Raw genomic sequence first — 21,794 nt, forward strand, 5'->3', positions numbered from 1 at the left:
GTTCACGCATCGAGCATTCGACTTTACGTGGATCTAGGCGGAATCGAACCGCCGACCTCTTCATTGCGAACGAAGCGCTCTACCAACTGAGCTATAGACCCGTAACGAAGAGCTAGCCTAGCAGGCCGGCTTTCCGGAGCGAAATCGCCCGCTCAGCCCGCGTTTCGACGGCGCTGCAGCAGGGCATTGATGTCGGGCATTCCCTCAGTCGTATCGCCGACCACACCCATCTGCCGCAGACGTGCGGCAGCCGCCAGCTGCTGGGCACGCGCGGCCTCCTCCGCAGGGCTCAGGGCCGGGGCAGCCGGGCGTTCCGGCGCAGTCGCCTCCGGTGCGGACTGCGCAGACCGAGCGGGCTGCGCCGCAGCTGACGTCCCGGCCGAGGCCTGCTCTGCAGCAGGCGCTTCACGCGTCTTCTCCTGCTGGCGAGCCTGACGGCGCGCCTCTTCGAGCAGCATCGAGTCGGGCTGATTGGTGCGCGCAGCGGGCTTCTCCGCACGGGCACGGGCAAGGGCGCGAGCGCGAGCGATCCGAGCCGCGGCGGCCTGCTGTGCCGCCGCGTGCGCCGCGGCACTCGCCGGCGACTCCGTCTCAGCCGCGAACTCCTCCGCCGACTCCGCTTCAACAGGCATCGCTGCCGTCTCCGCCATCGGAGCCGCCTCGGGCACGGGCAGCGGAGCCACCTTCGCTCGGCCGGGAGCCATGAGCAGCAGCCCGCCGAAGGCTGCACAGGCGACGAGCGCGGACCATCCGAGCACCGCCACGCCGCTCCCCGCAAGCGCGAGGCCGGCACCGACCAGTACTCCGATGACGCCCATGAGCGTCGCGAGCGCCGCGAGCGAGCGCAAGCGACGCACCGTCGGCCGACGCAGCTTCGCCGCCCGCAGGGTCGCCCGATGCTTCCGCTGCATGTCCTGCGCGTGAATCTCTGCTCGCACTTCCTCCGCCTTCGCCTCTGCCAGATGCGCACGTCGTTCGGCTTCCTGCCGCCGCTGCGCCGCGCGCAGCATCTTCTCGTGCTGCAGCGCTTCCTTCGCCGTCGCCTCCGCGTGCACCTCCTGGGGCACCTCCGAGGTCTCCGCCAGCACGCGGAGCGTCCGCTGCAGCCGCAGCGCGTTGCGTTCGGCCGCTCGGAACTCGCGGCGCCGCACCCATGCGGGCACCAGCACGGCGGACCACAGCAGCGCTGCGACGACGAAAAGGAGTCCGCCCCCGAGTGCACTGCCAGTCATGCGCTTCACTGTACGTTTCGCTGGGGGCGGAACGCTCGCGGCTCGCCGGATTCCCGGCGAATACTGACCGACTCAGACCGCGGTTCGCTGTCGGAGCCTGGCGACCATTCCCGCGGGCACTTCTTCACGGGTCACGGCGAACGACTCGTGGTCTCGCCACGATCCGTTGATGTGGATGTACGCCGCCCGTCTTCCCTCGTATCGCAGACCGAGCTTCTCGACGACTCTGAGGGAGGCTTGGTTCTCCGGGCGAATGCAGATCTCCACGCGGTGCAGCCCGAGATCGCGGAAGAGGTAGTCGATGGCGAGCGCCACAGCCGTCGGCGTGATCCCTCGGCCCGCGACATGCTCGGAAACCCAGTATCCGAGCTGCGCCGAGCAGAGGGCCCCTCCGCTGATCTCCGAGACGCTGAGCTGTCCCACTACGGCGTCTCTGTACACGACGACGAACGGAACTCCCGCACCGAGCTTCATCAGGTTCCGCATCGCGCGGATCGTCGGCTTCATGGAGACCGATCCGGGAATCGCCCCGCCACCGGCAGGACGGGTGGCCTCCCACTCCTCCAACCAGTGCCGATTGTCCCGGAGCAAACGCTCCAGCACCGGCGCGTCCCGCATACGCAGCGTTCGCAGCGCGACTTCGCCATCGCGCAGCGGTTCTGGAGTCGGGATCGGCCCGGCGAGCGGCGCCATCGTGCGCTCGGTCAGGAACCGTTCGTGCGTGCGCGCAGCTGCTCGGCGAAATCGAGCACCCACGAGGTGATCTCGTCGCCGAGCTCCTCGTGATCGACACCGAGGAGCACATTGGCCTTGATCCAGTCGGCTCGGTCGCCCGTGTCGTAGCGGCGACCGCGGAAGACCACGCCGTAGACCGGGGCGTCGCCCTTGCCCTCGGCGAGGTGGTTCAGCGCATCGGTCAGCTGGATTTCACCGCCGCGGCCCGGCTCAAGGCCATCGAGGATGTCGAAGATCTCGGGACGGAGCACGTACCGGCCGATGACGGCGAGGTTCGAAGGTGCGTCCTCACGCGACGGCTTCTCGACCAGTCCGGTCACCTTGACGACATCGGCGTCGTCGGTCTCCTCGACCACGGCGCAGCCGTACAGGTGGATCGACTCCCACGGGACCTCCATGAGCGCGATGACGGTCGCGCCGCGCGAGTCGTGCTCGGCGATCATGCGGTCGAGCAGCGGATCCCTGGCATCGATGAGGTCGTCGCCCAGGAGCACGGCGAACGACTCGTTGCCGACGTGGCGACGCGCACGCCCCACGGCGTGCCCGAGCCCCTGGGGCTGTCCCTGGCGCAGGAAGTGGACCTCGGCGATCTCGCTCGACTCGTGCACCTTGCCGAGCTTGTTGTCGTCGCCCTTGTTCTCTAGGGTGAGCTCGAGTTCGGGGACGCTGTCGAAGTGGTTCGAGAGGTTGCCCTTGTTCCGGCCGGTGATGATGAGCACGTCGTCGAGACCGGCACCCGCGGCCTCTTCGACCACATACTGGATCGCCGGTTTATCGACGATGGGCAGCATCTCCTTCGGCATCGCCTTCGTCGCGGGCAGGAATCGTGTTCCGAGTCCGGCGGCAGGAATGACGGCCTTTGTCACGCCTGCTGACCCGGAGTTCTGCAGCTCAGTCATATGTGCAGCTTATCGCCTCCCGCGAGGAAACGAGGACCGCACTCCACGGGTGGCCGCGCCGCGTAGAATCGATGCATGGCCGACATCGACCAGCAGAAGCATGAGATCCGCACCAGAGTCCGTGCCCAGCGCAAGCAGCGCTCCGAAGCCGAGCGCGCATCGACGAGCGCAGGGTTCACTGAGCAGCTGATCGCCCTGTGCGAGGGGCGACGGCCGAAAACGGTCTCCTGCTACGTCTCCGTCGCAGGAGAACCCGATACGAGCGGCTTCCTCGCCTGGGCTGCAGAGCAGGGCATCGACGTGCTGTTGCCCGTCACCCGGGCCGACGGGCTCATGGACTGGGTCCTCCCGAGTGGAGACGGCTTCGTCCCTGGCCCCTACGGCATTCCGGAGCCGCTCGGCCAGGTGGTCAGCCCGATGGCGGTGGGTGAGGTCGGCCTCATGATCGTGCCGGCCTGCTCGATCGACAGCAGCGGCGTCCGGCTCGGCTGGGGCGGAGGCTACTTCGACAAGACGCTCGGATCGATGGACAAGCGCCCGCCCGTATTCGCCGTGGTGTTCGCCGACGAGTTCGTCGACGCGCTCCCCGCAGACGTGCACGACATCCCCGTCACAGGCGTCGTCACACCCGAACAGATCACCTATCTCGACCTGTCCGAGTAATTCCGCGCTAAAATCTGGCTCGTGCCTAAGTATGAGTATCGTTGCACCCAGTGCGACCACACGTTCGACGTCTACCAGACGTTCTCCGACTCCGCGCTCACCGAGTGCCCCGAGTGCGGTGGGAAGCTGCGGAAGGTCTTCGGCTCACTCGGGGTGACGTTCCAGGGCTCGGGCTTCTACCGCAACGACTCGCGTCAAGCGGCGCAGTCGGGTTCAAGTGCTGAGTCCTCCGGAACGAAATCCACCGCCAGCAGCGGATCGACGTCTTCGGACTAGGACACGCCGCACCCCACCCCCCACCCCGAAAGAGGCTGAGATGTTCCAAGGTTTCAAAGCATTCCTGCTGCGCGGCAACGTGATCGACCTCGCAGTCGCCGTCGTCATCGGCGCTGCATTCAACACCATCGTCGACCGCATCGTCTCGTCGTTGATCGATCCGGTCATCGGCATGGTCTTCATGGCGGACTCGCTCAACACCGCGCTCGTCGTCGACCTTCCGGGTGGCGGCCAGCTCGCCTTCGGGGCGGTGATCGGTGCGCTCATCAACTTCATCATCGTCGCGGCGGTCGTCTACTTCGTCTTCGTGCTCCCCATGAACAAGCTGCGCGATCGCGTGGCACCGCCGGCTGCCGAGACCACGCCGAGCGAGCAGGAGCTGCTCGTCGAGATCCGCGACCTCATGCGTGCGCAGGCGGCGCGCGTCGAGGTCGATGCGACCGATCGCCCCGCTGACGGGACGCACGCGATCCCGACGTCGAACGCCAGCACACCGAACGAGATTCCCACGGACGAGACTCCTCGCCACGGCGCGTAGAAGAGAGGCCTCCCCGCGCGTCTACCCCCAGTGGGGAGGTCGATCCTGCTCGAGGCGCGCGTCGTTTTCGCCTCGGCCAGATGACGGCGGGCGCCCATCTCGACCCCGTGTTCCGCTGCCATCGCCCCACGATCCCGGGGCGTCCTCGGACGCCGGTGCGGTCAAGGGGTGGTCCGAAGGGCGCGGATCGACCGTCTCCCGTGCCGGTAACGTCGCCCGGCGGGGTCTACGACGTCGCGAAGGCTCCTCGCTCATCGGCGGCTCACTGATCGCTGGCCGGCGGCACGAGCGTGCCGGTGCCGTACTCCTCGGTCTCCTGCTCGACGGAGCCGTAGCCGACGATGCGGGCGATCCTCAGAGCGACCTCATCCGGGTCCGCGAAGAGGTCGAAGCTCTGCACCCTGTGGTAGTGCCAACCCAAGCGACGCAGCACGGCCGGGCGGAGGCGCAGCGCCTCGCGCAGGCTCATCCCTGAGGCGAAATCGAGGTCGACCGCGATAGCGCGCTCCCCCAGAGCCGCCGCGAGCGGAATCGCGCCACGATAGTCGAGCGCGACCGTAAGCCCGAGCTTCTCGAGCCGGTCGGCCAGCTCGCCCAGCATCGGGTCCCGCTCCGCGGGCAGGTCGGGCGGCTGGATCTCGGGGTTCTCCATCGACAGCAGCTCGGCCAGTTCGATGACACCATGCTTGAGGCGGCTCTGATCCAGATCGCCGGGACGGAAGCAGCTCACGATGGTCATCGCGCGACGCGCACGGGTCATGGCGACCGCCAGCATCCGCTCGCCGCCCGGACGGCCGAGCACGCCGAAGTTCGAGAGCACGCGCCCGTGCGGTGTGCGTCCGTACCCGATCGAGAAGATCACGCGATCGCGACTCTGCGCGGTCGCCTGTTCGAGGGTCAGCACCGTGAACGGCTCCGCACGGTCGCCGAGGAGGAACTCTCGGTACTCCGGGAAGCGCGAGAAGGTCTGGAGCACCGCCTGATAGACCCGCACCGCGTGCTTCGCACTCGCCGTAATGACCATGAGGGACTCAGACGGACGATCGGCCGCGTGCCTGAGCACGAGTTGCACCACCCGCTCGACCTCGGCGTCGGTACTCTCGACCGCTCCGGTGTGCTGATCGGGCAGCCCCTGACCGCCGCGGACGAACTCGTGCGTAATGCTCGAGTGCCCGAGGAACGTGCCGGCCCACGGAAGCGAGGTGATCTCGCCGTCGTAGAAGCGGGAGTTGACGAGGTTCGTGAGATCCTCGCCGCCGGCGCGGTAGCTGCGGGTCAGCGCGAGCTCGGGCAGCACTCGGCGGAGCTTCGCGTAGGCGGATCGTCGGTGCAGATCCTCAGCGGGCTCGGCGTCGACCGTCGACTCGTCCTGCGGACTCGTCACGGCGATCTGGAACGGCGAGGGGGTCTGCGTCACGGTGTCGCCGAAGGCGACGACCTGCTCGGCGCGCCGGATCGCGCCGACGTTCTCGACGAACGTCGTCGCCCCAGCGTCCACCAGGAGGACGGCGTCGAAACGCATGTCGGCGGGAAGCTGCGCCACCTCGTACGGCGACATGGCCCACACGGGAGCGAGCACGCGCATGAGATTCGGCGCGCGATGCGCGAGCAGGTCGACCGTCGCGTTGCCCGAGCGGAGGGCGTCGCGCAGGGCCAGCGCTTCCTGCTTGTCGTCGAGCACGGCCACTCGCCAGGCGTCGGCCAGCTGCGCCGAGAGCAGGCTGCCGTTCGCGCCGGCGTGGGCGTCATCAACCAACCGGAAATCGGCCTCGAGACGTTCGATCACGCCTGTGTTGGCACTGAGCAGCGCCTGGTTCGTCTGAAGCATCCGCTCGAGAGCCGACTGCCACCAGGCAAGTTCGAGCTCGCCCGAGACCCGCTCCGCCGGCACGTGGCGGGCGGACAGGTCGTCGAGCAGCGGTTCGAGGTGCGCTTCACGGAGCCGCTCGACAATGGCGGTTCGCTCCTGGATGTTCTGCAGCACTTCGGATTCCCGAGCGAGGTCAGTCGTGCGCCGCGCCAGCGCGGAGAGCGAGAGATTCTTCATCCGACGCGAGTCCGCCGAGACGTTCAGCACACGGTCGAGCTCGTCGAGATCGTGGTACGCCTTCTGGAACGCCGTTACGACGTCGGCGATGCCCACCGGCACCTCGGGGCGAGCCCCGACCACCGTGGTGTACCGCTGCCACAGCACCCGCTGCTGCTGGATCTGCACGAGCCGCTCGTACATGTCCGCAACGTGGACGCCCGGCCGCACGTACTCGCGGGCGAGCTTCTTCAGGCGACGGCGATTCGCGTTCGACATCTCCTCGCCCCCGCGCGGAGCGTGCGCGGCGATGACCTCGTTCAGCGACCGGTCGTACACCTCGGGAACGAACCGGTCGAGCGTCTCACGGACGCCCATGAGCAGGCGCAGGTACACGCCGAGCTCCGAGATCGTCTCGTACGGACGCATGGAGGTCTGCTCGATCACGTCATTCGCGATCGACACGAGACGCGGCAGCTGCGACTCCGCGAGATCGACCGCGAGCGCATAGGCGGCCTTCGCCTCCTCGGTCGTCGAGAAGCTCACGCCGTACCAGGGCGAATCCTCGGGCCCGAACTGGAACTGCCCGAGCCGCGCGACCTCCGTCAGCTGCTCGGCGACCGCCGAACGGTCGAGCGTGAGATGCCCCAGGGCGTGATCGTCGAACCGCACCGTGGTCGACGGGGCATCCTCGGAGAGCACGAGACGCGTGAGCTCGCGCAGCGCTTCCGTCGGCGAGACACCGTAGCGCTCGTCCGGACGATCCATCGCCTGCTGGTAGTCGAGCAGCACCTTTCGGAGCCGGACCAGCGCGTCGTCGACATCCCGCATCTGCTCGGCCTGCGCCGCCTCGTTCCGGCCGATCGCTTCGACGAGGTGTCGTCGCAGCAGACGCGGGGTGACCGAGAGACCGCGCAGACCGACTCGCGTGAGCCGGTGCGAGATGCCGTCGAGCGTGGCCCGCCGCGGCGAGACCACCAGCACCCGCTTGCCCGCACGCACGAGCCCGCCGATGGCGTTCACCACCGTCTGCGTACCGCCGGTCCCCGGCAGCGTGCGCACGACGAGGGAGTGCCCCGCCTCGATCTGGGCGATCACGTCGTCTTGCTCAGCGTCTGCGTCGTAGAGGTTCCGATCCGTGTCCGTCGACCGCGTGTTCGGGTCGGGTGCGGTCACCGGTCGGTAGGAGGATCGCAGCTGCTTGCGCGCTCCCTCATCGCCGCAGACGGCTCGAAGCACCGTCGTGTCGAGGTCGCGAGCGTCCTCAAGCGTGCGCTGAGCGATGCTGTGGAACGTGGAAACCACGAGACGCGGCTGCACCGTGAAACCGGGGACGCCCGCGGCCATCTGACGGAGACGGTCGATCACCGGCTGCGGCTTGAAGACGCCCTCGGACTGAGAGAGCTCGACGAGCATCCGCGAGTCGACTCGGATGCCGAACTGCCGACGCAGCGCGGCCACAAGTTCGGGGTTCACCGTCGGGTGTTGCTTCAGCTTGAGTTCGAAGTCCCGGCCGTACCGCCGGATCGCCAGGGGGCGAAGCAGTACGGGGGCGCAGAAGTCCTCGCCCTCGAAGCTCCACTTCGCCATGCCGATCGCGAGGTGCACCGTCTCGAGGCCGCGCACCGAGCGCATCTCGATCGACTTGTCGGTGACGCGTCCAGCTGCGAAGCGCGCCTGCCGCAGCGCCAGGTCGTCACGGATCAGGGCAGAGAGGTGAATCTTCTGCCCCGTGATGAACTGCGGAAGCCCGCCAGGGTGCGTCGTCGAGAGCTCGATGCGATTCGCGGGTCCATCATCGAAGAAGAGCAGCGGGCTGCGCCCGCCCAGCTGAGCCAACTCCGCGCGCCACCGCGCGAACTCGACCTCGAACGCTGCGGTGTGGTCGTCTGGTCCTTCGCTGCTCGGCGTAGCCGACTCACCGGAGCGGGCGGACCCGCCGGCCGCACGCGCAGGCTCGTCCGCGCGTGACGACTCCACCGATGCTCCCGAGGGGGTATCTGCCCCGTCTGTACCACCGGCCGACCCGTCGAACGGGGCGACGGGACGCGTCGGCTGAGCCGCCGTCTCGTTCATGTCCTCAGCGTCGATGCCGGATCCCGACTGGCTCGCAGATACGGCGGAAGCGCCCGCTGACGGGGCGTCGTTCTCGCCGCTCGTCTTTCCGCCGGACCGCCGGCGTCGCTCCACACTCCACACATCGCCAACCCTAAGCGGTGGCTCTGAAATTCACCCGAACCGCTACGGAGTTTCGCGCGCTTCGCCGCCGCCTGTGACCACAGGATCCGCGAGTGCGGGTTCCCCGCCCCCGCGCAGCCGAGCCACGACGCTCATACCGTGATAGACGACGATCGCGGCGATCGTGCCGAGCGCGATCCCGTTGAAGACCACGGTGCCGAGTTCGAGCACGAAGTCCGCGATGCCGACGATCAGCGCGACCGCGGCCGTGAACTGGTTCACCGGCTTGCTGAAATCGACCCGGTTGTCGATCCAGATCTTCACACCGATGAGGCCGATGAGGCCGTAGAGCGCGACCGTGACACCGGCCAGGACTCCCGCGGGAATCGTATTGATGAGCGCGCCGATCTTCGGCGAGAAGCTGAGTAGGACCGCGATGGCACCCGCCACCCAGTACGCCGCCGTCGAGTACACGCGAGTCGCGGCCATGACGCCGATGTTCTCGCCGTAGGTCGTCGTTCCCGACCCGCCGCCGAAGCCTGCGAGAATCGTCGACACTCCATCCGCGAGCAGCGCCCGCCCGGTCACGGGGTCGAGGTCGCGGTCGATCATGAGCCCGACGCTCTTCACGTGTCCCACGTTCTCGGCGATCAGCACGAGCACCACCGGCAGGAAGGCGGGGAGCAGACCCCACAGCGTCGGGTCGGCGAACGGGTTGCCGACGGCGTGGAAGGCGGGCAGGCCGACCCAGGCGGCATCGCGCACCGGCGCGAAGTCAACCTCCCCCATGCCGACTGCGGCGACGTAGCCGACCACCACGCCGAGCACGATCGACAGGCGTCCGATGAGCCCGCGGAAGAGCACCGTGATGAGCAGCATCGCACCGAGGGTGACGAGCGCCACCCAGCCCGAGAGCTCGGTCGCGTTCCAGTTGTTCTTCACCGCGGGGGCGAGGTTGAACCCGATGAGGGCAACGATCGCACCCATCACGACGGGCGGCATGAGCGCGTTGATCCACCCCGTGCCCCACTTGTTCACGATGATCCCCACAAGCGCCATGAGCACGCCGATCGAGAGGATGCCGAACGAGGCGCGCGCGAGCCCTTCGGGGCCGCCATCGGCGCCGGCCGTCGCAGCGGTGATCGGAGCGATGAACGCGAACGATGAGCCCAGGTAGCTCGGCAGACGGTTGCCGGTGATCAGCAGGAACAGCAGCGTCCCGAGGCCTGAGAAGAACAGTGTCGCTGTCGGGCTGAACCCGGTGATGAGCGGCACGAGGAACGTCGCCCCGAACATCGCCACCACGTGCTGCGATCCGAAACCGATCGTGCGGGGCCAGGCCATCCGCTCCTCAGGAAGGACGATCGCGTCCGGTGCGACCCGTTTCCCGTCTCCGTGCAGCTTCCAGGGCAGGCCCATGTGGTTCTCCTCGTGATCATGCGGCCGCCACCGGGTGCCGCGCAGCCAACGTCAGAGTCTAGTCCCCCGCCGCCGGAGCCTATTCCCCCGCGAAGAACGCCGCGGTTACCCGTGCGAGTCCGTGAAGGTCGTCCACGTGTGCGAGTTCACGCGCCGAATGCATCGACAGCAGCGGAACGCCGACGTCTACTGTGCGAATACCGAGACGCGTGGCAGTGAGCGGGCCGATCGTGGACCCGCAGGGCACCGTGTTGTTCGAGACGAACTCCTGCCCGGAGACGCCCGATGCGTCGCACAGGCGTCGCCACAGCGCCGCACCGTGAGCGTCGGTCGCATACCGCTGGTTCGCATTGATCTTGAGGATCGGCCCGGCACCGGGGCGCGGTCGCACCCTCGGATCGTGCTTCTCCGGATAGTTGGGGTGGGCCGCGTGACCGGCATCCGCCGACAAGCACCAGGAGGCGGCATGCGCACGTGCTCCGGCGTCGACGGCTTCGCGCGCGTCGAGCCCTGAGGTGAGTCCGGATCGGAGCCGGGCGAGCACGTCCGCGAGCAGCGGTCCGCTTGCACCCGACCGAGTCTCGGAACCGAGTTCTTCGTGGTCGAAGGCTGCGAGCACCGCGACGGTCCCGGCAGCGGGTTCAGTCGCCGTCAGGGCGACGAGGCCTGCGACCATCGAACTCAGGTTGTCCAGGCGTCCCGAGGCGAGGAGTTCGCGGTTCGCGCCGATCCTCGCGGGCGGCTGGGTATCGCTCAACCGGACATCTATTCCGGCGATGTCGATGGCGGAGACTCCGGCCCCGCGTGCGAGCAGCTCCACGATGGAGGGCGTGTCGATGCCGTTCACGTCGGGGGCTGCGACACCGATGATGGGCTGCACATGCCGCTGCCGGTCCAGCGTGAGGCCGGAGTTCACTTCACGGTCGAGGTGAATCGCGAGCTGCGGAATGCGGGCGACCGCCCCCGTCCGCGTGAGGTGCTCAGTTCCGTCGGTCGTGACCAGGCGCCCCGCGAACTCGAGGTCCCGGTCGAGCCAGGAGTTCAGCAGCGGGCCTCCGTAGATCTCGACCCCCGCCTGCGCCCATCCCTCGGCGCTGAAGTCCGGCTGCGGTTTCAGCACGAACCCGGGTGAGTCGGTGTGGCACCCGAGCACCCGCACGGGACTCTCCGGGGTCAGTTCGGCACCCGCTCGCCAAGCGATCAGCGCACCGTCGCGAATGATGAAGGCGCCATCGCCCGGGGCCAACGCAGGCCACGAAGCACCCTCGTCGAGGTAGGTGAACCCCGAAGCGACGAGCACCTCGGCGGCCGTGAGCACCGCGTGATAGGAGCTGGGCGAGGCTTCAACGAAGCCGGAGAGGAAGGCGGCGTAGTCGCCTCGATCTTCGAGTGCGAACGTCGATTCGCTGCGGGTACTCACTCGGCGGCCTCCTGCCTGGACACTGTCAGTGTGCCCGTCGCGGTCTCCTCGATCACGGTGGAGTCGGATCCGGACCCGATCGTCACGCCCGTGCGCAGTTCGGCGAGTCGGGCGAGGATCGCGGCAACGCCCTCGGGATCATCGACACGGTACTCGGCCACAGACTCCGCAGACCCGACGCGCACCCCGAGGTCTCCTGGTCCGAGCGTGCGGAGCGCATCCTCATCGGTGACGTCGTCTCCGATGAACAGGACGGGCGCTTCCGGGAGGGCCTCCCTGATCTGTCGCAGCACCGTCCCCTTGTCGGCGGCGCGGACCGAGAACTCGAGCACCTGCTTCCCGCTCCGCGTACGCACCTTGGGCCCCTTGGGGTCCAGCGTCTTCACTTCAGCGAGCAGATCGAGCAGGAGGCGCTCCGCCGCCTGCGGGTCCTCCGCCTGACGCACGTGCACGGCGCTGCCGAGCGGTTTCTCCTCGAGCCACGCCCCGGGAACGGAACGCACACGACGGGAGAGCAGAGCACGCAGATAGTCGAGCTGCTGCCGCTCGGCCGCCGAGGGGGGCGCCGGTTTGACCGCGTCGGGAAGTCCGATGAGCTCAGCACCGTGGGATCCCGCGACGACGCGTCCGTCGGTCCGGATCCCGGTCGCCGCGAGGCTCTCCACCGCGCGGCCCGAGATCAGTGCGACGGTGACGCCGGGCGATTCCTGCAGCACCGAGAGCGCCTGCTCGGCACGGTGGAGGATGCGTGCATCTTCGGGGCGCGAGACGATCGGAGCGAGCGTTCCGTCGAAGTCGCAGGCGATGGTGAGCTGCTGTTCGGCGGCGAGCCGTCGGAGCACGGCATCGATACCTGCGGGCAGGAAGATCGGCGTCGTGAGCGTCTGGCTCTCGCCATCCTCCTCCCCCGCACTGAGCTCCGCGCGGCTCTCGGCGGCGGTCTCGACCGCACGAAGGAAGGCCTCCGACCAGCGGGCCACGTTGTTGCGGAAGACGACGCGCCGCATGGCGCGCATGCGCTGCCGCTGCTCGGCCTCGGGCATGCGGAGCGCCGTCGTGAACGCCGCTTTCATCCCGTCGATGTCGTGCGGGTTCACGAGGAGCGCGCGCCGCAGCTCGTCGGCCGCGCCCGCGAATTCGCTGAGCACGAGCACACCCTGTTCGTCGGTGCGACAGGCGGCGTACTCCTTGGCGACGAGGTTCATGCCGTCCCTGAGCGCGGTCACCGCGAGCACATCGGCGGCGACGTAGAGCGCGGCCATCTCCACACGCGGGTAGCCGCGATGCAGGTACGTCACCGGACTGTGGGCGATGGTGCCGAAGTCGCCGTTGATACGACTGACGGTCACCTCGATCTCGTTGCGGAGCTGCTGGTACGCCTCGACGCGCTCCCGGCTCGGGCTGGCGACCTGGATGAGCGTGACATCTCCCGCACCGAAATTGCCGTCGCGCAGCAGCTCGGAGAAGGCCTTCAGGCGGTGACGGATGCCCTTCGTGTAGTCGAGGCGGTCGACACCGAGGATGATCTTGTCGGGGTTTCCGAGTTCTTGACGGATCTCACGAGCTCGCTGCTGCACCTCTTCGGACTGTGCGAGCTCGGCAAACGACTGCGCGTCGATCGAGATCGGGAACTCCTGTGCGAGCACCCGCCGTTCGGGCAGCGCCCGCTTGCCGCCCTCGGCCGGCCGCTCGGGCAGCATGATCATGTTGCCGTTCGAGGGGTCGCCGACATAGCGCCGCACTGCCGACCGGAAGTTCGCGGCGTCCGCGACGCGCTGGAAGCCGATGACATCGGCGCCGAGCAAGCCGTTCAGCACCTGCTTGCGCCAAGGCAGCTGTCCGAAGAGACCGTTCGAGGGGAACGGGATGTGGAGGAAGAACGCGATAACCAGGTCGGGGCGCATCTCACGGAGCATGCCTGGTACGAGCTGCAGCTGGTAGTCGTGCACCCAGACCGTGGCACCCTTCGCGGCAACCTTCGCGGCGGCTTCCGCGAACCGGCGATTCACGCTCACATACCGGTCCCACCACTCACGGTGGTAGCCGGGAGGCGAGATCACGTCGTGGTAGAGCGGCCAGATGGTGTCATTGGAGAAGCCCTCGTAGTACTCCGCGAACTCCACGGCGTCGAGGGCAATGGGGCGCAGGTCGGTGTCACCGATGCGGAACGGCTCGAGTTCTTCGTCGATGCTGCCCGGCCACCCGACCCAGACGCAGCCCAGGTCGCGCACGACGGGTTCCATTGCGGTGACGAGGCCGCCGGGCGAAGTACGCCACGCCACGGAACCGTCCGCCTGGGTCACCCGGTCGACGGGCAGGCGGTTCGAGACCACCACGAAGTCGTGCTTGCCGCTGCGAGGCGCCTCAGCACCCGATTCGGTGGCGGATGTGTCCTGGCTCATCGTTCCCTCCTCGCAGCGGCGCAGCGCGCCCCTCTCGCCTTACTCTACTTCGGTCGACGGCTTCTCGAATGCCGTCGCGAACTCCGCCAGCAGACGGGCGCCGAAGCCCGTCGACCCGGTCGAGCGCCAGAGGTCGTCCGATTCCGACTGCATCGTTCCAGCGATGTCGAGGTGGCCCCACGGGATCCCGTCGACGAACTCGTTGAGGAACAACCCGGCGAGGATCGCGCCGCCGTACTGCCCGCCGATGTTCGAGAGGTCGGCGACGTTCGACTTCAGCTGATCGCGGTACCGGTGATCGAGCGGCAGACGCCAGGTGGTCTCATCGGTCGCGTCTGCCGCGGCGAGGAGCTGTGCGGAGACATCGTCGTTGTTCGCGAGCATCGCGGCGGTCCGCGTGCCGAGGGCTGCCTGCGCCGCACCGGTGAGGGTGGCGATATCGACGATCGCGTCCGGGCGATGCGCCTCCTCGGTCGCCAGCACCAGGCCGTCGGCCATGACCAGACGGCCCTCCGCATCGGTGTTCTTGACCTCGACGGTCGTGCCGCCTCGGATGGTGAGCACGTCGCCGAGCTTGGTGGCGCTGCCTGACGGCATGTTGTCGGTGCACATGAGCCATCCGGTGACGGCTGTCTGGGCGCCGAGGTCGCGAAGTGCCGTCATCGATGAGAACACGCCCGCGGCGCCCATCATGTCGAACTTCATCGCGGCGTGCATGGCGTTCGACGGCTTCAGGCTGATGCCGCCGGAGTCGTACATGATGCCCTTGCCGATGAGTGCGAGGTGCGCTGCGTCGTCACCGCCCTGGTCGGGGCGGTAGGAGATCTTGATCATGCGCGGTTCCTCGGTGCTGCCCGCGTTCACCCCGAGCAGGCCGCCGGTGCCGAGGTCCATGAGCTGCTGCCGGTCGAAGACCTCGACCTCGAGGCCGAACTGCGGCGCGAGCTCGGAGATGACCTCGGCGAACTTCACGGCGTTGAGGTGCCGGGGCGGCGTGTTCGCCAGATCGCGCGAGAGGCTCGCGGTGCGCGCGAGCACGAGTCCGCGATCGACACCGGACTGCGCCGCGTCGGAATCACCCTCGGCCACCGTGAGTGCCAGCGATTCGAGGAGCACCGTCTTCGGATCGCTCTTCAGCGCGTCGTAGCGGTAGCGGGCGAGAACGGCACCCTCGACCGCGGCCTGGGCTGCCGTGCCGGCGTCGAGGCCGGAGGCGATCGCTTCGCTCAGGTCGACGGTGAGTGCCCCGACCTCCTTCGCCGCACGCGTGAACGCGGCGACGGCGTCGCGGAGCGCGGCAGCCGTGGTGATCCCTCGCTCGCCAGTGCCCACGAGCACGCGGAGCGGGGACCCGGGAACCACCAGCGTCTGGTTCGCCGCGGCGGTGAAGCCAGCGGCGGCGAGCGCCTCACGCGTGAGCCCGCTGTCGGCGAGCACACCGGGAAGCTCACCCTCGGACCCGACGAATACCGCTGCGGCGGATTCGGGCGAGGCCTGCTCGGAGGCAGCACCGACGGTGACGTCGATGGAGCGCGAGAGCGAGGGGACGGGATCGAACGAAGCATCAATCACAACTGTCATGACCCCACCCTACCGATCCGTGCCGACATCCGGTCTCGAGGGGGTCAGAGCGGGGCGACGTCGACGATGTCCTCGAGTTCGGGCAGCCAGTCGGCGTACTCCGCCACCCAGTGAGCGATGTGCCCTCCGGCGTAGTGGTCGCGATCCCACGCGGCATAGAGCGGCATCCCGACGCGCCCGCCCTGGTGGACGACCCGAACGGAATGCAGCCCGTAAGCGGGGGCATCGGTGAGCACTGCGGCACCGCGCCCCGCCGCCGCGGCGGCCTGAGCAAGCGCGGAGGAACTCATCACTGCCGGATTGTCCACCGTCGTCCCGCTCCGTGTGACTGCCGCTTCGAAGCTGGTCCTCGAGGTGTGCGTGCGTTCCATGAGTATCAGCGGGTAGCGGACGAGGTCGGCGACTTCGACGGCCTCGTGTTCGGCGAGCGGGTGCTCGGAGGGGACATGGGCGGACAATCCCACTGACGCGACACGCTTCGACGCCCAGTCGGCGGGAGGCGCGATGGTGGAGACGCCGATGTCGGCTCCGATGGAGCGTACCGTCTCATACACCTGAGCCGGAGCCGCTTCGACCGCGTCGAGGATCGGGTGGCCGGCCCCGTGAGCGGCAATGAAGGGCGCGAGAGTGCGGAGGATCGTCGTCTGCTGAGCGACGACCGTAAGCCGGAGGTCCTCGACGCTCCGCCTGCCGAGCACCTCGCGTGCCAGAGACTCGCGACGCAGCAGGTCACGCGCCATCGGCAGGAAACGGCGACCCGCGTGCGTCAGCTGCACCGCCCCGTGACCTCGCGTGAACAGAGGCGTACCGACTTCGCGTTCAAGACCGACGAGCTGCCGGGACACCGCCGGCTGGGAGATTCTGACGTGTTCGGCCCCTCCGGTGACTGACCCCGCCTCAGCGACGGCGACGAAGTATTTCACGGCTCGCAGCTCCATCAGGCCTCCTCCATGCCGAATCAGCATCGTCATTCTACCTATTTGATATTAGACGGCATGGCAATGGGAGTCGCAGAATGGCTTGCAGTCACTCGACCTCGAACGCAATGGAGATTCGACATGTCCACTCCCCCATCCACGCAGCACCGTGACCGACAGGCGGGCAAAGCCCGCTTCGCCGCATTCCTCGGTACTACTGTCGAGTGGTACGACTTCTTCATCTACAGCACGGCAGCAGCTCTCGCGTTCGGCCCCGTCTTCTTCCCGGACCAGACGCAGGGAACTGCGCTGCTCCTCTCGTTCGCCACGTTCTGGGCCGGCTTCCTCGCGCGGCCGATCGGCGGCATCGTCTTCGGCCACCTCGGGGATCGTCTCGGCCGCAAGAACACCCTGGTCGCCACGCTGCTCATCATGGGGATCGCGACGTTCTGCATCGGGCTCCTGCCAGGCGCCGCCACGATCGGCGTATGGGCCCCGGTGCTGCTGGTGTTCTTCCGCGCACTCCAGGGCTTCGCCGTCGGAGGCGAGTGGGGTGGAGCCGTTCTGCTCGCTTCTGAAGCGGGCCCGAAGAGCAAGGTGGTTCGCGGGGGCATGTGGGTCCAGCAGGGATCGCCCGCCGGGAACGTCCTCGCGACGGCTGTCTTCGCCCTCGTCGCGCTCCTCCCGAGCGAGGACTTCATCGCATGGGGGTGGCGCATCCCGTTCCTGATGTCCGCCGTGCTCGTCATCATCGGCCTCGTGATCCGCACGCGCCTCGAGGAATCGCGCGAGTTCGTCGAGAACCGGGCCACCGGTGAGCAGGTCAGGGTGCCGATCGCCTCCCTGTTCAAGCACCACTGGAAGCCCACATTCGCCGCCGTGTTCGCGAGCGCTATCGGTATCGCCATGGCCTACTTCGTGAGTGCATTCATGCTCTCGTACACGACGAATACCCTCGGGATCGAACGCGGAGTCATGCTCAACGTGCTCCTCGTCGCCGCGATCCTGCAGTTCATCTGGCAGCCGCTCGCCACTCGGATCGCCGAGAAAGTCGGCAGCGCGAAGTTCATGATCGTGTCGCTTTCGGTGCAGGCCGTGTTCGTCGTACCGATGTTCCTGCTGGCGAACACGGGAAACATCGCCCTCATCGCGACCGGCATCTACGTCTCCTACCTCGCCGGCGCCGGCTACTACGCGGTGCTGGCCGGATTCCTCGCTCAAGCATTCCCCGTCGAGGTCCGTTACACAGGGGTGTCGTTCGCCTATCAGGCGTCATCCACGCTCATCGGCGGCACCACACCGATGCTCGCGCAGATCTTCCTGAACTCCGCCGGCTGGGGAGGCGTCGCCGGGTTCAACATCGCCCTCATCGTCGTCACGATCATCGGGGTCGCAGCTCTGGCAACCCTCACCGGTTTCAGCGCTGTGAGCGAGCGCCGGCAGCGCGATCTCGACGCCTGACCGCCTCAATCCGACGCCCCTCCGGCCCCAACGCAGAACAGGATCAGCATGCGCATCGATACCCTCATCGAGAACGCCCGCATCACCACCGTCGACCCCTCGCGTCCGACGGCAGAGCGGCTCGGGATTCTGAACGGCAGGATCATCGGGATCGACGACGACCTCGACGGAGTCGTCGCCACGGATCGCGTCGACCTCGGAGGGGCACCGGTGGTTCCCGGCTTCAACGACGCGCACTTCCACTTCTCCATGGTCGGGCTGGAGATGGTCCAGCTCGACCTGACCCCGGCGACGACTCCCGACCTCGAGACGCTGTACGCACGGGTGCGCGATTTCGCCGGCTCGCGTGAAGAGGGCTCCTGGGTGCTCGCCCAAGGATACGACCAGAACAAGCTCGGCGGCACGCATCCGGACCGCGAGGTGCTCGATCGTATCGCCGGGGGTCGCCCCGTCTACCTCCTGCACAATTCCCACCACATGGCGGTCGTGAACTCCGAGGCGCTGCGGCGGGCCGGTCACACCGATCCGGACCAGCTGACCGCACCGGTCGGCGGCGAGCTGGGCAGGCGGAGCGACGGCACATTCAGCGGCCTCCTCCAGGAGCAGGCGATGACGCTGGTCACTCATGTGCTGCGCCCCGTGGGGCAGGAGGCTCTCGTCGAAGGCCTCGCCGCCGCGTCCAGGTGGTGCGCCCAGCACGGAATCACCAGCGCCACCGAGCCCGGGGTCGGCGGCACCATGATCGGTCACGGCCCCGCCGACGTGCGCGCCTACCAGGTCGCCAGGGAACGCGGACTGCTGCACACCCGGTTGACGCTGATGCCGTACATTGATGCCCTGCACAGCATCGGCGATATCGGCGCGGGCCCGGCGCAGCCTGGCTGGGGTATCGATCTCGGCGTTCGCAGCGGATTCGGGGACGAGTGGGTGAGTCTTGGACCGGTGAAGATCATGAGCGACGGCTCGCTCATCGGGCGCACCGCCGCGATGTGCTGCGATTACCACGACACCCCCGGCAACTCCGGCTTCCTTCAGTGGGAGCAGGACGATCTGCACGACCTCCTCGTCACCGCCCACGTGAACGGCTGGCAGGTCGCAGCACACGCCATCGGGGATCGGGCGATCGATGTGGTGCTCGACGCCTTCGACGATGGGCAGCGAATCCTCCCACGCCCGGATGCACGGCATCGGCTCGAGCACGTAGCCGTGGCGAGTGACGCGCAGGTCGATCGCATCGTCAGCGGCGGATACATTCCGGTGCCCCAGGGGCGCTTCATCTCGGAGCTCGGAGACGGATTCGCTTCCGCGCTCGGCTCCGAGCGTCTCGACCTGGCCTACCGGATGCGCAGCTTCGTGGACGCGGGGGTCGAACTCCCCGGATCGACCGACGCGCCCGTCGTCTCTGGTGAACCCCTGCCTTCGCTGCACGACATGGTCAACCGCCGGAGCGCGACCGGAGTGAGTATTGGAGCACGGGAGGCACTGACCCCCGCCCAGGCCTTGCGCGCATACACTCACGGCTCGGCGCACGCGGTGCACGAGGAGCGATTCAAGGGAACGCTCACGCCGGGGAAGGCGGCTGATCTCGTGGTGCTCTCCGATGATCCGATGAGCGTCCCACCGGACCGGATCCGCGATATCGAGGTGCGCGCGACGATGGTGGGCGGAGTTTTCCGCCACGACGCGGAGGGTGTGCTCAGCGCGGCGCTCTGACCGCAGCTCCACTTCAGATAGATTCATAGGAATAGAACGTTCACGCAAGCGTTGGAGTCACTATGAGAGCTTTCGGATTCCTGTCATTCGGTCACTACGCAGCCGTTCCGGGCAGTGCCACCCGCGACGCGGGCGACATGCTGCGCCAAACGGTGGAGATCGCAGAGGGCGCTGACGAGCTCGGCGTCAACGGAGCGTACGTACGCGTGCACCACTTCGCCAGGCAGGCCGCGTCGCCGATCCCCCTCCTCACCGCCATGGCAGCGCGCACGAAGCGCATCGAAGTCGGTACGGGCGTCATCGACATGCGATACGAGAACCCGCTGTACTTCGCCGAGGAGGCCGCGGCCCTCGACTACCTCGCCGACGGGCGCGTCGCTCTGGGAGTGAGCCGGGGATCCCCCGAGACCGCGCTGCGCGGCTACGAGGCGTTCGGCTACACGGGATCCGCCGATCCGCGAGGCGCCGACATCGCGCGCGACCACTTCGCCCGCTTCATAGAGGCGATCTCCGGAGAGACGGTGGTGGACAGCGACCCGCAGGTGGGGCCCGCAGGCCGCCTCGCGATCGAACCACGGTCCCCCGGCCTGCGCGACCGGATCTGGTGGGGCGCCGGATCCATCGACACTGCCGAGTGGACCGGACGCCAGGGACTCAACCTCATGAGCTCGACGCTCCTCACCGAGGCCACGGGCGAGCCGCTCGACGTGCTGCAGGCTCGACAGATCGAGCGGTTCCGCACCGCATACCGGGAGGCAGGGCACACCGGTGCGCCGCGAGTCTCGGTGAGCCGCAGCGTCTTCCCGATCGTCACCGAACGGGACGAGATGTACTTCGGCCTGCGTGACCGCAACTCGCAGGACCAGATCGGCATCATCGACGGATTCCGCTCCACGTTCGGGAAGACCTACGCGGATTCCCCCGACCGACTCATCGAAGCGCTGCAGCAGGACGCGGCGGTGCAGGCCGCGGACACGCTCATGCTCACGATCCCGAATCAACTCGGCCCCGAGTACAACCTCCACGTGCTCGAGTCGTTCGCAAAGCACGTTGCGCCCGCTCTCGGCTGGAAGCCGAACACCGAGGGGCCGGTGCAGGGAGACAAGATCTGAGACGCTTTCGACTCGAACCCGCTCCGAGTAGCATTCTCGAGTGTTCAAACCCCGAAGCATCACTGCAGAAGTAACCCTTCGCATCCTTCGGCCAGAGGATGCGGCAATGCTGTCCAACGCGTATCTCCGCAATCGGGAACACCTCAAGCCATGGGAACCGATCCGCGCTGCTGAGTTCTTTACGGAACGCTTTCAGCGGGAGGACATTGAGCGCAAACTCGCTGCTGGCGCAACTGATGAGAGCCTCCCGCTGGCTCTCGTTGGTGACCGGGAGATCGTCGGTCGCTTCAACCTCGCAGGAGTCAGTCGTGGGCCGTTCCAAAGCGCGGGGCTGGGTTATTGGATCGACAGAAATCATCAGGGCAGGGGTCTCGCCTCTGCCGCGGTTCACGCAATCGTGACTGCAGCCCGGGAAGAACTCGGGCTGCATCGAGTGGAGGCCAGCACGCTGGTGCACAACATGAGTTCCCAACGTGTGCTCATGAAAAACGGGTTCCACAAGATCGGCATGGCACCCCGATACCTACAGATTGCCGGAGAATGGCAGGATCACAACCTCTACCAGGTCATCCTGCACGAGTAAGGCCGCGCAAACCGCGCCGGCCCACGTCGCACGGGGCGCAACCCTCCACGTGCTCGAGTCGTTCGTGAAGCATATTGATCCCCCGCTCGAGTGGAAGCCGAGCGACGCCGCGGCCAGAATCGATTCATGACCTTCGACTGGGACACTCGCATCGAACGCTTCTGGCGTGAGGCAGACGACACCGTTCCCGAGCGGATGTTGGCGACGATGCGCGGCCTGATGGAAGAACGCCCGGCAGAAGATCCCGATGCCCTATATGAATGGGCGTCGGTGCACGACTTCCTCGGCATGGAGGCGCAGGCCATCCCGCTATACGAGTCGGCGCTTCGCGCGGGTCTTTCCGGAGACCGCAGACCCCAGGCCGTCATCCAGCTCTCCAGCTCGCTCAGGAACGTGGGGCGAGCGGAAGAGGCCGTCCGCCTCCTGAACGCCGAGACCTCAGGTGGCGTCACGGGAGACGCAGCGGCCGCCTTTCTCGCCCTCGCCCTGCACTCGAGCGGCCGACCGAATGAGGCTCTCAGCGTTGCTCTGCGGGCGCTCGCCGGGACCCTCCCGATGTACGGGAACGCGGTCACCCGATATGCGGACGAACTCGGCGGCGACTCCAGCCCGTCCTGATCAGCCCCGCAGGGCGCCCCT

The 21,794-nt window shown here is 67.6% G+C and carries 17 protein-coding genes and 1 tRNA gene; 8 read left to right on the top strand and 10 right to left on the bottom strand.

All coding sequences use genetic code 11. The annotated features are described in order from the left end of the window. Positions 1 to 28 precede the first annotated feature (28 nt). From K8P10_RS12235 to K8P10_RS12250, 4 genes are all read right to left on the bottom strand, one after another. Positions 29 to 101, bottom strand: a tRNA-Ala gene (locus K8P10_RS12235). Positions 102 to 152: 51 nt separating this feature from the next. Continuing rightward, positions 153 to 1,232, bottom strand: coding sequence for a hypothetical protein (locus tag K8P10_RS12240; protein WP_224779181.1), 1,080 nt, complete (start codon positions 1,230 to 1,232; stop codon positions 153 to 155). A gap of 72 nt (positions 1,233 to 1,304) precedes the next feature. Beyond that, positions 1,305 to 1,988, bottom strand: a complete 684-nt coding sequence (locus tag K8P10_RS12245) for a GNAT family N-acetyltransferase (RefSeq protein ID WP_224779182.1) — start codon at positions 1,986 to 1,988, stop codon at positions 1,305 to 1,307. Next, entirely contained in the window at positions 1,937 to 2,866 is a 930-nt protein-coding gene (locus K8P10_RS12250) for a UTP--glucose-1-phosphate uridylyltransferase (RefSeq protein ID WP_224779183.1), read from the bottom strand. Before K8P10_RS12250 ends, K8P10_RS12245 begins: the two co-directional genes overlap by 52 nt. 75 nt (positions 2,867 to 2,941) lie before the next feature. Here K8P10_RS12250 and K8P10_RS12255 point away from each other — a divergent pair, with 75 nt between their 5' ends. Genes K8P10_RS12255 through mscL form a run of 3 tightly spaced genes read left to right on the top strand, consistent with a single transcriptional unit; the run spans position 2,942 to position 4,343 of the window. Then, positions 2,942 to 3,529 carry a 5-formyltetrahydrofolate cyclo-ligase gene (locus K8P10_RS12255; RefSeq protein ID WP_224779184.1) on the top strand — a complete coding sequence of 196 codons (588 nt, stop codon included), beginning with the start codon at positions 2,942 to 2,944 and terminating at the stop codon, positions 3,527 to 3,529. 21 nt (positions 3,530 to 3,550) lie between these two features. Beyond that, the gene (locus tag K8P10_RS12260) at positions 3,551 to 3,805 is read left to right on the top strand and encodes an FmdB family zinc ribbon protein (RefSeq protein WP_224779185.1); all 255 of its coding nucleotides are present in this window, start codon (positions 3,551 to 3,553) and stop codon (positions 3,803 to 3,805) included. Positions 3,806 to 3,845: 40 nt separating this feature from the next. After that, the gene (gene mscL / locus K8P10_RS12265; RefSeq protein ID WP_224779186.1) at positions 3,846 to 4,343 is read left to right on the top strand and encodes a large conductance mechanosensitive channel protein MscL; all 498 of its coding nucleotides are present in this window, start codon (positions 3,846 to 3,848) and stop codon (positions 4,341 to 4,343) included. A gap of 262 nt (positions 4,344 to 4,605) precedes the next feature. Here the strand turns inward: mscL and K8P10_RS12270 are convergent, their stop codons facing one another. The 6 genes from K8P10_RS12270 to K8P10_RS12295 form a co-directional block, all read right to left on the bottom strand. After that, positions 4,606 to 8,445 (bottom strand): AAA family ATPase, encoded by a 3,840-nt coding sequence (locus tag K8P10_RS12270; RefSeq protein WP_224779187.1) that lies wholly within the window; start codon positions 8,443 to 8,445, stop codon positions 4,606 to 4,608. 165 nt (positions 8,446 to 8,610) lie between these two features. Further along, entirely contained in the window at positions 8,611 to 9,966 is a 1,356-nt protein-coding gene (locus K8P10_RS12275) for a uracil-xanthine permease family protein (protein ID WP_224779188.1), read from the bottom strand. 79 nt (positions 9,967 to 10,045) lie between these two features. After that, positions 10,046 to 11,386, bottom strand: a complete 1,341-nt coding sequence (locus K8P10_RS12280; protein ID WP_224779189.1) for a M18 family aminopeptidase — start codon at positions 11,384 to 11,386, stop codon at positions 10,046 to 10,048. Beyond that, positions 11,383 to 13,788, bottom strand: a complete 2,406-nt coding sequence (locus K8P10_RS12285; RefSeq protein ID WP_224779190.1) for a bifunctional alpha,alpha-trehalose-phosphate synthase (UDP-forming)/trehalose-phosphatase — start codon at positions 13,786 to 13,788, stop codon at positions 11,383 to 11,385. Before K8P10_RS12285 ends, K8P10_RS12280 begins: the two co-directional genes overlap by 4 nt. 39 nt (positions 13,789 to 13,827) lie before the next feature. Beyond that, the gene (locus K8P10_RS12290; protein WP_224779191.1) at positions 13,828 to 15,369 is read right to left on the bottom strand and encodes a M17 family metallopeptidase; all 1,542 of its coding nucleotides are present in this window, start codon (positions 15,367 to 15,369) and stop codon (positions 13,828 to 13,830) included. 44 nt (positions 15,370 to 15,413) lie between these two features. Next, on the bottom strand, positions 15,414 to 16,307 hold the full coding sequence (locus tag K8P10_RS12295; protein WP_224779192.1) for a LysR family transcriptional regulator: 894 nt from the start codon (positions 16,305 to 16,307) through the stop codon (positions 15,414 to 15,416). A gap of 120 nt (positions 16,308 to 16,427) precedes the next feature. Here K8P10_RS12295 and K8P10_RS12300 point away from each other — a divergent pair, with 120 nt between their 5' ends. From K8P10_RS12300 to K8P10_RS12320, 5 genes are all read left to right on the top strand, one after another. After that, positions 16,428 to 17,747, top strand: a complete 1,320-nt coding sequence (locus K8P10_RS12300; RefSeq protein ID WP_224779193.1) for an MFS transporter — start codon at positions 16,428 to 16,430, stop codon at positions 17,745 to 17,747. 48 nt (positions 17,748 to 17,795) lie between these two features. Beyond that, the gene (locus K8P10_RS12305) at positions 17,796 to 19,460 is read left to right on the top strand and encodes an amidohydrolase (RefSeq protein WP_224779194.1); all 1,665 of its coding nucleotides are present in this window, start codon (positions 17,796 to 17,798) and stop codon (positions 19,458 to 19,460) included. Between the two features lie 62 nt (positions 19,461 to 19,522). Next, positions 19,523 to 20,572 (top strand): LLM class flavin-dependent oxidoreductase, encoded by a 1,050-nt coding sequence (locus K8P10_RS12310; protein ID WP_224779195.1) that lies wholly within the window; start codon positions 19,523 to 19,525, stop codon positions 20,570 to 20,572. Positions 20,573 to 20,678: 106 nt separating this feature from the next. Continuing rightward, the gene (locus tag K8P10_RS12315) at positions 20,679 to 21,155 is read left to right on the top strand and encodes a GNAT family N-acetyltransferase (protein WP_370631871.1); all 477 of its coding nucleotides are present in this window, start codon (positions 20,679 to 20,681) and stop codon (positions 21,153 to 21,155) included. 126 nt (positions 21,156 to 21,281) lie between these two features. After that, a complete protein-coding gene (locus tag K8P10_RS12320; protein ID WP_224779197.1) occupies positions 21,282 to 21,773 on the top strand; it encodes a tetratricopeptide repeat protein in 492 nt (163 codons plus the stop codon). The last annotated feature ends 21 nt before the right edge of the window (positions 21,774 to 21,794 follow it).

It is taken from the genome of Leucobacter sp. Psy1, assembly GCF_020096995.1.
Classification (GTDB): Bacteria; Actinomycetota; Actinomycetes; order Actinomycetales; family Microbacteriaceae; genus Leucobacter.

Coding starts and splice junctions, on each gene's coding strand:
- K8P10_RS12240 (WP_224779181.1), bottom strand. CDS start 1,232: ATGACTGGCAGTGCACTCGGGGGCGGACTCCTTTTCGTCGTCGCAGCG.
- K8P10_RS12250 (WP_224779183.1), bottom strand. CDS start 2,866: ATGACTGAGCTGCAGAACTCCGGGTCAGCAGGCGTGACAAAGGCCGTC.
- K8P10_RS12255 (WP_224779184.1), top strand. CDS start 2,942: ATGGCCGACATCGACCAGCAGAAGCATGAGATCCGCACCAGAGTCCGT.
- mscL (WP_224779186.1), top strand. CDS start 3,846: ATGTTCCAAGGTTTCAAAGCATTCCTGCTGCGCGGCAACGTGATCGAC.
- K8P10_RS12270 (WP_224779187.1), bottom strand. CDS start 8,445: ATGAACGAGACGGCGGCTCAGCCGACGCGTCCCGTCGCCCCGTTCGAC.
- K8P10_RS12275 (WP_224779188.1), bottom strand. CDS start 9,966: ATGGGCCTGCCCTGGAAGCTGCACGGAGACGGGAAACGGGTCGCACCG.
- K8P10_RS12285 (WP_224779190.1), bottom strand. CDS start 13,788: ATGAGCCAGGACACATCCGCCACCGAATCGGGTGCTGAGGCGCCTCGC.
- K8P10_RS12290 (WP_224779191.1), bottom strand. CDS start 15,369: ATGACAGTTGTGATTGATGCTTCGTTCGATCCCGTCCCCTCGCTCTCG.
- K8P10_RS12295 (WP_224779192.1), bottom strand. CDS start 16,307: ATGGAGCTGCGAGCCGTGAAATACTTCGTCGCCGTCGCTGAGGCGGGG.
- K8P10_RS12300 (WP_224779193.1), top strand. CDS start 16,428: ATGTCCACTCCCCCATCCACGCAGCACCGTGACCGACAGGCGGGCAAA.
- K8P10_RS12305 (WP_224779194.1), top strand. CDS start 17,796: ATGCGCATCGATACCCTCATCGAGAACGCCCGCATCACCACCGTCGAC.
- K8P10_RS12310 (WP_224779195.1), top strand. CDS start 19,523: ATGAGAGCTTTCGGATTCCTGTCATTCGGTCACTACGCAGCCGTTCCG.
- K8P10_RS12315 (WP_370631871.1), top strand. CDS start 20,679: ATGCTGTCCAACGCGTATCTCCGCAATCGGGAACACCTCAAGCCATGG.
- K8P10_RS12320 (WP_224779197.1), top strand. CDS start 21,282: ATGACCTTCGACTGGGACACTCGCATCGAACGCTTCTGGCGTGAGGCA.